This is a genomic window from Stenotrophomonas sp. ZAC14A_NAIMI4_1 (assembly GCF_003086915.1).
In the GTDB taxonomy this organism is placed as follows: domain Bacteria; phylum Pseudomonadota; class Gammaproteobacteria; order Xanthomonadales; family Xanthomonadaceae; genus Stenotrophomonas.
Map to the genome: position 1 here is coordinate 1,094,150 of NZ_CP026002.1, position 9,505 is coordinate 1,103,654.

Here is a 9,505-nt window from a genome sequence, read left to right on the forward strand (position 1 = left end):
CGATGTCAGCCGAAGCCAGCCAACTGGCCACCCAGGCCACCGAACTGGAAGACGTCGGTCTTCTCGACCAGATCGTCGAGAAGAGCAAGGTCGCCAAGTCGCAGACCGAGCACGACCGCGCCAAGGACATCATCGCCGCCCTGGCGAAGGAAGTCCTGGACGGCACCGTCGTGGTCTCCGACAACCTCAACCTGACGCTCGACGCGCGCATCGCCGAGATCGACCGGATCATCTCCGAGCAGCTCAGCGCGGTCATGCACGCCGAGTCCTTCCAGAAGCTGGAAGGCAGCTGGCGTGGCCTGCACTACCTGTGCCAGCAGACCTCCACCGGCCCGAACATGAAGATCAAGGTCTTCAATTCGCCGCAGAAGGACCTGGTGAAGGACTTCAAGTCCGCCATCGACTTCGACCAGAGCGCGCTGTTCAAGAAGGTCTACGAAGAAGAGTTCGGCACCTTCGGTGGTGCACCGTTCGGCGCGCTGATCGGTGACTACTTCCTCGGCCGCCAGCCGGAGGACATGTACTTCATCGAGCAGATGTCGCACGTCGCCGCTGCCGCGCACGCACCGTTCATCTCCGCCGCGAGTGAAGGCATGTTCGGCCTGGAGACCTTCACCGATCTGGGCAAGCCCCGCGATCTGGCCAAGGTGTTCGACACGGTCGAGTACGCGAAGTGGAAGTCGTTCCGCGAGAGCGAGGACAGCCGCTACGTCGGCCTGACCATGCCGCGCTTCCTGGGCCGCCTGCCGTACAACCCGAAGGATGGCACCACGGTCGAGGGCTTCAACTTCGTCGAAGAGATCGAAGCGGCCGACCACAGCAAGTTCCTGTGGTGCAACACCGCCTACGCCATGGGCGCGCGCTTGACCCAGGCGTTCGAGAGCTTTGGCTGGTGTGCGGCCATCCGTGGCGTGGAAGGTGGTGGCCTGGTCGAAGACCTGCCGACCCATACCTTCCGTACCGACGACGGTGAAGTGGCGCTGAAGTGCCCCACCGAAGTGGCCATCACCGACCGTCGTGAAAAAGAACTCAGTGACCTCGGCTTCATGCCGCTGGTGCACTGCAAGAACACCGACTACGCCGCGTTCTTCGGCGCCCAGTCGGCACAGAAGCCGAAGAAGTACAACACCGATTCGGCCAATGCCAACGCGATCCTGTCTGCCCAGCTGCAGTACATCTTCGCGGTCTCGCGTATCGCCCATTACCTCAAGGCGATGATGCGCGAGAAGATCGGCAGCTTCGCTTCGGCGGGGAACGTCGAGGAATTCCTGAACCGTTGGATCGCCCAGTACGTGCTGCTGGACGACAACGCCTCCCAGGAAGCCAAGGCCCAGTTCCCGCTCCGCGAGGCATCTGTGCAGGTTTCGGAGGTGCCGGGCAAGCCCGGCGTCTACCGCGCGGTGGCCTTCATCAGGCCGCATTTCCAGCTCGATGAGCTGTCTGTCTCGTTGCGTCTGGTCGCCGAACTGCCGGCGTCCGCGAAGAAGTCGTAACGATTTGCAGTACCTGAAGCGTCCAGGGGAGTTGACCCCCCGGATTGCAGTGACGCTTATTTCAAGAGGGCGTAGCCCCCCTTAACCGCCAGGCCCCCGCCTGGCACACCAAATCTCACGGAAGAACGGAATTTAGGAGACCAGATATGCAACACGCTTTCCTCTCGATTGACACCATCAAGGGCGAGTCGCACGACGACAAGCACAAGGACTGGATTGAAATCCAGTCGTTCTCGCAGGACCTGCTGCAGCCGCGTTCGGCCACCGCGTCGACCTCCGGCGGCACCACCGCAGCCCGCGTGAACCTGTCCCCGATCGAAATCACCAAGTCGATCGACCTCGCCTCCACGGCCCTGAACCAGGCCGCTTCCAACGGCACCACCTTCCCGAAGGCGCAGATCCAGTTCATGCGCGCCGACAAGGACGGCAACGCGATCAATTACTACATGGTCGAGCTGCTGAACGTGCTGGTCCACCGCGTCACCACCACGGTGGACAAGGAAGGCATGCCGCAGGAAGTTGTTCAGTTGAGCTTCGGCGCCATCAAGTGGACTTACCAGCAGCAGAAGCCGGAAGGCGGAGTTGGTGGCAAGACCGTGGCACAGTGGAGCGCAACCAAGAACATCCCGAACTACACCGTTTGATGTTGTGTCGCTGCGATGGCGCCTTGTGCGCCATCGCAGTCTGATCGTCAGGTGAGGCCAGGAACGGCCTCGCCTTTGCTGCACCGCTGCCGCCCGCACGGATGCCGAACCTGAGTGGATCGTCCAATGAAGGGACTCGAACCCAGCCTGCTGGAAAAACTGTTCGACGACGCGCCGAAGCAACCGGCCGGCGGGCCTGTATTCAAGTCCGTTTCGCTCGAGCAGTACAAGGAATCCATTGCCCGCGACCTGGAGGGGCTGCTGAATTCACGCGCCGCGTTCCAGGAAGGGGACATGAAGGAATTTCCCAATTGCCGTCAATCGCTGCTGACCTACGGGCTGGCGGATTTCTCGGCGATGAGCCTGGCCAATGCGTACGATCGCGCTGCGATCTGCCGTTCACTGGAGCAGGCCGTGGCGCGCCATGAGCGGCGCCTGCGCAATGTCAATGTCCATCTGGATGCAGGCAACCAGTTTGCAGGTGGCCTGCACTTCACCATCCATGCATTGCTCGACCTGGAGCCGGCCCGCGAGCCGGTCAGCTTCGACGCGATGCTGCAGCCTTCGACCCTGCAGTACCAGGTCAGCCGCGCACGTCGTACGCAGGCCGCCTGATGCAGGATCTGCTGCCTTACTACGAACGTGAGCTGGGCTACCTGCGTCGCTATGGGCGGGAGTTTGCGGAGCGCTATCCGAAGATCGCCGGGCGCCTGCAGCTGTCTGCCGACGGCAGCCAGGATCCGCACGTCGAGCGCCTGATCGAAGCTTTCGCACTGCTGACCGCACGCGTCTCCAAGCGCATCGAGGATGACTACCCGGAATTCACCGATGCGCTGCTGGACGTGCTGTACCCGCATTACCTGCGGCCGTTCCCGTCCTGTTCCATCGCCTGCTTCGACATGGAAGGGGTGGCGTCCAAGTTGAGCGCCCCGGTGCGGGTGCCGCGCGGCACCGCCCTGCAGAGCCGCCCGGTTCGCGGCGTGCCCTGCGATTTCCGCACCGCATATGACGTCGTGCTCGCGCCGATCGGCGTGCAGCAGGTGGTCTACCGCAGCGTGGCCGATGCGCCGATGGCGACGACCCTGCCGGCCGGTACCGGCGGACAGATTTCCCTTGGTTTCCAGCTGCTGTCCGACCAGCTGGGCTTCCACCAGCTGGGCACCGATCACCTCCGCCTGTTCCTCGATGGTGAGCCGTCGGTGCGCGCTGCCTTGCGCGACGCACTGATGCTGGGTGTGAAGGCGGCCTACGTCGAGTCCGATGGCGATGGCCGCTGGCGCCGGCTGGATACCGTGCCGCTCAGCCCGGTCGGCTTCGCCGACAACGAGGCGCTGATCGATTTCCCGGCGCGATCGCATCCGGCCTATCGCCTGCTGACCGAACTGTTCGCCTATCCGGAGAAGTTCGGCTTCGTCGACCTGCACCTGCCTGCACTCATCGCCAGTGCGAGCCGCCGCTTCACCCTGCACTTGGTGCTCAACGCGCAGGGGCAGGACCGCAACGGCACGATGGTGCTGGAGGAGCTGGGGCCGCACAACCTGCGCCTGGGCTGCACGCCCATCGTGAACCTGTTCAAGACCAGCGGAGAGCCGATCCGGGTCACCCATCGCACGGTCAACTATCCGGTGCTGGCCGATGCGCGTCGCGCGTTCGCCTATGAGGTGCATTCGATCGATTCGGTACACCGCATCCGGCAGACCCCGCAGGGCGAGCTGATCCAGGCGTTCCGCCCGTTCTATTCGCTGCAGCACGGTGAAGATCCCGAGCGCACCGGCCAGTACTGGGTGGCGCGCCGTGATGAGGACGTCGCGCGGCAGAGCCCGGGCTTCGAGATGGAAATCAGCTTCGTCGACCTGGCGTTCAACCCGGTGTTGCCGCAGACCGATACCGTCAGCCTGGAGCTGACCTGCAGCAATCGTGACCTGCCCAACCAGCTCGCCTTCGGCGTGGCCGGCGGCGACCTGAACATCGAGGGCGGCAGCCCGGCCAAGGCGATCAGCCTGCTGCGCAAGCCGACCAAGCCGCTGCGCTTCCGCCATGGCCGCAATGCCCAGTGGCGCCTTATCTCCCATCTTTCCCTCAACCAGCTTTCGCTGACGGCCAGTGGCCTGCCCGCGCTGAAGGAGATGCTGCGCCTGTACGACCTGTCGGGCAGCAACGTCTCGGCGCGCCAGATCGACGGCATCCTCGAACTGGAACAGACCCCGGTCACTACCTGGATGCACGGCCGCCAGTTCGCCTCGGTCGTCCGTGGCCTGGAGATCCGGTTGACCCTCAATGAAGCCCATTTCGTGGGTACCGGTGTGGCCGCCTTCGCCCAGGTGATGGACCACTTCTTTGCACTGTACGTGCATGCCAACAGCTTTACCCGACTGGTGCTGGTGTCCAGCGACAGCGGGGAGGAGATCGTCCGATGCCCAGCGCGCAGCGGCGAATCGATCCTGGCGTAGCCCAGCAGCTGCTCGCCGAGCCCCACCGCTTCCAGTTCTTCCAGGCGGTCCGGGTCCTCGAGCAGGTGTTCCAGCGGCAGGGCGTCAAGCCCGGCCAGGCCGTGCCCATGCGGGTGCGCTTCCGCAATTCGCTCTCGCTGGGCTTCCCGGCCACCGAGCTCTCGGCCGAGGGCGAGGTCTATTCGCTGCAGGGCGACCGGCTGCAGGGGCAGGAGGCGATCGAGGAGGCACTGCACGGCGAGACGCTGGCCGAAGTGCACCTGACCCCGCAGTTCATGGGCCTGCTGGGTACCGCCGGCGCGTTGCCGCTGCACTACACCGAAACCCTGCAGCTGCGCGAGCTGTACCAGCGCGATCGCACTGCACGCGCCTTCCTGGACATCTTCTCCAGCCGCGCGGTGTCGCTGCACTATGCCGCCTGGAAGAAGCATCGCCTGGCCGTGCAGTACGAGCTGGACCGGCGCGAGCGTTTCCTGCCGCTGGTGCTGTCGCTGCTCGGCATGGGCATGAGCGAGCTGCGCGATCGCCTGCACGAGGGCAAGGGCGACATCTTTGACGAAGCGGTGGCCTACTACGCCGGTGCGGTGCGCCAGCGGCCGGTGTCGGCAGCGCTGATGCAACGCGTGCTTTCGGACTACTTCAAGGTACTCCTGCACGTGGAGCAGTTCGTCGGCGCGTGGTACCGGGTGCCGGCGGGGCAGGCAACCCGCCTGGGCCAGGCCAACGCCGTACTTGGCGCCAGCGCGCTGGCCGGCGACCGGGTCTGGCAGCGCGACCTGCGCCTGCGCCTGCGCATCGGCCCGTTGCGCCGCGATCAGTTCGATGATTTCCTGCCAGGCGGCAGCGCTGCCGAAGCATTGGCCAAATGGCTGTCGCTGTTGACCGGCGGCATTCTTGAATACGAAGTACGGCTGGTGCTGCGTGCCGAGGATGTGCAGGGCAGCGCACTCGGCAGTGGCGGTGGCGCCCGCCTTGGCTGGGACAGCTACCTCTGCACCCAGCCGCAGGTGACTTCGCGTGAGGACACTACCTATGGCATCCACACGCTGCAATGACAACCTGTCGGTGGCCGTCGCGCCGCCGGCCCCTGAACGGTTCCAGCAAGGAGTGCGCGTTTCCGCATGAGCATCAACCTCAAAACCCTGATCAGCAAGCTGGACGACACCTGCCGCCAGGCGGCCGAGCGGGCCGCGAACCTGTGCATGGCGCGCGGCAACTACGAGGTGGACCTGGAACATCTGTTCCTGGCGCTGCTCGAGCAGCCGCAGAGCGATTTCGTGTTGATCGCGCGCCGCAGCGGGATCCTGCCCGAATCGCTGGAGCGTGATCTCAACGACGAGATCAGCCAGTTCAAGAACGGGAACAGCCGCACGCCGGTGTTTTCCCAGCACATTCCCAAGCTGTTCGAGCATGCCTGGCTGATCGCATCGCTGGATTCGGAAACCACCCGCATCCGCAGCGGCCACCTGCTGCTGGCGCTGCTGACCGAGCCCGATCTGGCGCAGCTGGCCTACCGCGGCTCGAAGCTGTTCGTGCGCTTCAAGCGCGATGAACTCAAGCACGACTTCGCCAAGCTGACCGAAGGTTCGCAGGAAGCCGTGCAGACGGTCCGCTTCGCCGACGCGTCGGCAACCGGCGAGCCGGCCGAAGGCGACGAGGTGGGGGCAGGGGAGGCCAAGGGCGGCCTGTCCAAGACCCCGGCGCTGGACCAGTTCACCACCAATCTCACCCAGCGCGCACGCGAGGGCAAGATCGACCCGGTGATCGGCCGCGACGGCGAGATCCGCCAGGTGGTCGACATCCTGATGCGCCGGCGCCAGAACAACCCGATCCTCACCGGCGAAGCCGGCGTCGGCAAGACGGCCGTGGTCGAGGGCCTGGCCAAGCGCATCGCCGACAAGGACGTGCCCGATGTCCTGCAGGGCGTCGAGCTGCACACCCTGGACATGGGCCTGCTGCAGGCCGGTGCCAGCGTCAAGGGCGAGTTCGAGAACCGCCTGAAGAACGTCATCGATGAGGTCAAGAAGAGCCCGCATCCGATCATCCTGTTCATCGACGAAGCGCACACGATGATCGGTGCCGGTGGCACGGCCGGCCAGAATGACGCGGCCAACCTGCTGAAGCCGGCACTGGCCCGCGGCGAGCTGCGCACCATCGCGGCCACCACCTGGAGCGAGTACAAGAAGTACTTCGAGAAGGATGCCGCCCTGGCGCGGCGCTTCCAGGTGGTCAAGGTGGAGGAGCCCACCGAAGCACTGGCTGCCGCCATGCTGCGTGGCATGGTCGGGCTGATGGAGTCGCACTTCAACATCCGCGTGCTGGACGAAGCCGTGACCGAGGCCGTGCGCCTGTCGCACCGCTATATCAGCGGCCGCCAGCTGCCGGACAAGGCGGTCAGCGTGCTCGACACGGCCTGCGCCAAGGTGGCGCTGGGCCAGAGTGCCACGCCGGCCATCATCGAAGACACGCGCAAGCACCTGGATCGACTGCACGCCGAGATCAGCGCGCTGCAACGCGAATCCGCCGGCGGCAGCGACCATGGCGAGCGCCTGGCGGAACTGCATGTCCAGCAGAGCGAAGCGCAGGCGGTACTGGCCAGCAACGAAGAGCGCCTCGGCCGCGAACGCGACCTGGCAACGAAGATCGCCGCACTGCGCCAGCAGCTGGAGCAGGGCAGCCCGGAACCGGTCGAGCGCGATGGCGCTGCCGATGACGGCGACGGTGATGTCGCCGTCGCCAAGCCTGCCGCCAAGCGTGGCAAGGCGGCGCCCGTGCAGTCGCCGCAGCATGCCGAGCTGGCACGCCTGCAGGCCGAGCTGCGCGAGCTGCAGGGTGAGACCCCGATGGTGCCGTTGCAGGTGGATGGCACGGTGGTAGCCGAAATCGTCTCTGCCTGGACCGGCGTTCCGCTGGGCCGCATGGTGAAGGACGAGATCCGCACGGTGCGCACGCTGGGCAACCTGCTGGTTGAACGCGTGATCGGCCAGGACCACGCGCTGGATGCCATCGCCCAGCGCGTGCGTACCGCCACGGCCCGGCTGGAAGACCCGAACAAGCCCCGTGGCGTGTTCATGTTTGTGGGTCCGTCCGGTGTCGGCAAGACCGAAACCGCGCTGGCCCTGGCCGATATCCTGTACGGCGGCGAGCGCAAGCTGGTCACCATCAACATGAGCGAGTACCAGGAAGCACACAGTGTGTCCGGTCTGAAGGGTTCACCGCCGGGCTACGTCGGCTACGGCGAGGGTGGCGTGCTGACCGAGGCGGTGCGTCGCAACCCGTACAGCGTGGTGCTGCTCGACGAAGTCGAGAAGGCGCATCCGGACGTGCTGGAAATGTTCTTCCAGGTGTTCGACAAGGGCGTGATGGATGATGCCGAAGGCCGCGAGATCGACTTCCGCAACACGCTCATCATCCTCACCTCCAACATCGGTTCCTCGCAGATCATGCAGGCCTGCCTGAACAAGCCGGCCGAGGAAATCCCCGCAGCCGATGCGCTTGGCGAGGCCCTGCGCCCGGTGCTGATGCGTACCTTCAAGCCGGCCTTCCTCGGCCGCCTGAAAGTCGTGCCGTACTACCCCATCAACGATGACGTGCTGGTGCAGATCATCACGCTCAAGCTCGGTCGCATCCGCGACCGCGTCATCGCCAATCACAAGGCCACCTTCAGCTGGGACGACAGCCTGGTGGAGGCCGTGCTTGCACGTTGCACCGAAGTGGACTCGGGTGCGCGCAACGTTGACCACATCCTCAATGGAACCCTGCTGCCGGAGATCGCCGAAAGCGTGCTGGCAGCAATGGCCGAGGGGAACCGGATCAACGCCATCAAGGTCACCGCCGGCAAGAAGGGTGACTTCAAATACAAAGTGTCATGACACTGAGCAAAAGGAGAACGCTGATGGAATTCTTTGGATTTGACCGCGAAGCAGCCCTGAACCACTGCGACAGCCTGGAACTGGGCCTGGGTCGTGAGCTGGACCGCGTCCGTTCGTGGAATCGGCTGCGCCCGGAACACGTGATCGAACTGCTGGACACCGCCGTGCCGGCTGCCCGCCAGGATGCCCGCAACATCGCTGCGCAGATCAGCCGCGGTTCCTGGCGCATCCACATGGATGCCCCGGTCGTGGGCAAGCCGCAGCTGGTGAGCAACGCACGTGAAGTGCAGATCACCGCCGGTGGCCGCGACTATCGCCTGAAGATCAGCGAAGGCGTGCGCCTGCAGCTGGAAGAGATCGTCCAGGCGGCCTGATCGCCGTGTGTGCCTGCGGCCCGGGAGGGGCGCAGGCCACGCGGAAGCGGGAAGCGGAGGCAACCGATGCGTACGTCGCATGCAGACCACCTTGAAGTCCGGGACGTCGGGGAAACACCATGGAACTGGTAAACAACCTGCGGGCGGCACTGGCCGGCCCGTCACACGCTCAGCGTTTCCTGCGACTGCATACGTCGCTGGGAAGCGATGTGCTGGTGGCCGAAACCCTCGATGGCGTCGAGCAGATCGACGGCATCGGCTTCCAGTGGACGATCACGGCGCTGTCGCTGGATGCGAGCCTGGCGCTGGCACCGCTGATCGGGCAGGGTGCGCTGTTGCAGCTGCAACAGGCCGACGGCAGCGTGCGGCCGCTGCATGGACGCATCACCGCCGCCGAGCGGCTGGGCAGCAATGGCGGCCTGGCGCGCTACCGGCTGCGACTGCAGCCCTGGCTGGCCTTCCTGTCGCAGCGCGTGGACAGCTACGTCTTCCATGACAAGACCGTGGTCGAGATCGTCGAAGACCTCTTTGCCGATTACGGCACGTTGGCGCCGGCCTGGCGCTGGTCGCTGGGCGATGCCAGCCAGTACGCGCGGCGCAGCCTGACCACCCAGTACCAGGAAAGCGACCTGGCCTTCATCCAGCGCCTGCTGGCCGAAGAAGGCATCTATT

The 9,505-nt window shown here is 65.1% G+C and carries 8 protein-coding genes; all 8 read left to right on the top strand.

What is annotated here, in order from left to right:
• Positions 1 to 2 precede the first annotated feature (2 nt).
• A complete protein-coding gene (gene tssC / locus C1926_RS05065; RefSeq protein ID WP_079222223.1) occupies positions 3 to 1,493 on the top strand; it encodes a type VI secretion system contractile sheath large subunit in 1,491 nt (496 codons plus the stop codon).
• A gap of 146 nt (positions 1,494 to 1,639) precedes the next feature.
• Positions 1,640 to 2,137, top strand: a complete 498-nt coding sequence (locus C1926_RS05070) for a type VI secretion system tube protein Hcp (RefSeq protein ID WP_079222222.1) — start codon at positions 1,640 to 1,642, stop codon at positions 2,135 to 2,137.
• A 126-nt stretch (positions 2,138 to 2,263) separates the two neighbouring features.
• A complete protein-coding gene (gene tssE / locus C1926_RS05075; protein ID WP_079222221.1) occupies positions 2,264 to 2,752 on the top strand; it encodes a type VI secretion system baseplate subunit TssE in 489 nt (162 codons plus the stop codon).
• Positions 2,752 to 4,587, top strand: a complete 1,836-nt coding sequence (gene tssF / locus C1926_RS05080) for a type VI secretion system baseplate subunit TssF (RefSeq protein ID WP_108758437.1) — start codon at positions 2,752 to 2,754, stop codon at positions 4,585 to 4,587. Before tssE ends, tssF begins: the two co-directional genes overlap by 1 nt.
• The gene (tssG, locus tag C1926_RS05085) at positions 4,551 to 5,642 is read left to right on the top strand and encodes a type VI secretion system baseplate subunit TssG (RefSeq protein WP_108758438.1); all 1,092 of its coding nucleotides are present in this window, start codon (positions 4,551 to 4,553) and stop codon (positions 5,640 to 5,642) included. The genes tssF and tssG overlap by 37 nt, the downstream gene beginning before the upstream one ends.
• Before the next feature lie 66 nt (positions 5,643 to 5,708).
• A complete protein-coding gene (gene tssH / locus C1926_RS05090; RefSeq protein ID WP_108758439.1) occupies positions 5,709 to 8,459 on the top strand; it encodes a type VI secretion system ATPase TssH in 2,751 nt (916 codons plus the stop codon).
• Positions 8,460 to 8,482: 23 nt separating this feature from the next.
• The gene (locus tag C1926_RS05095) at positions 8,483 to 8,833 is read left to right on the top strand and encodes a hypothetical protein (RefSeq protein ID WP_108758440.1); all 351 of its coding nucleotides are present in this window, start codon (positions 8,483 to 8,485) and stop codon (positions 8,831 to 8,833) included.
• A 119-nt stretch (positions 8,834 to 8,952) separates the two neighbouring features.
• A partial coding sequence (locus tag C1926_RS05100; RefSeq protein WP_174214081.1) for a type VI secretion system Vgr family protein occupies positions 8,953 to 9,505 on the top strand: 553 nt, incomplete at its 3' end.

What these genes read in the sequence shown, in the direction of transcription:
- tssC (WP_079222223.1), top strand. Translation starts at nt 3, where the DNA reads ATGTCAGCCGAAGCCAGCCAACTGGCCACCCAGGCCACCGAACTGGAA.
- C1926_RS05070 (WP_079222222.1), top strand. Translation starts at nt 1,640, where the DNA reads ATGCAACACGCTTTCCTCTCGATTGACACCATCAAGGGCGAGTCGCAC.
- tssE (WP_079222221.1), top strand. Translation starts at nt 2,264, where the DNA reads ATGAAGGGACTCGAACCCAGCCTGCTGGAAAAACTGTTCGACGACGCG.
- tssF (WP_108758437.1), top strand. Translation starts at nt 2,752, where the DNA reads ATGCAGGATCTGCTGCCTTACTACGAACGTGAGCTGGGCTACCTGCGT.
- tssG (WP_108758438.1), top strand. Translation starts at nt 4,551, where the DNA reads ATGCCCAGCGCGCAGCGGCGAATCGATCCTGGCGTAGCCCAGCAGCTG.
- tssH (WP_108758439.1), top strand. Translation starts at nt 5,709, where the DNA reads ATGAGCATCAACCTCAAAACCCTGATCAGCAAGCTGGACGACACCTGC.
- C1926_RS05095 (WP_108758440.1), top strand. Translation starts at nt 8,483, where the DNA reads ATGGAATTCTTTGGATTTGACCGCGAAGCAGCCCTGAACCACTGCGAC.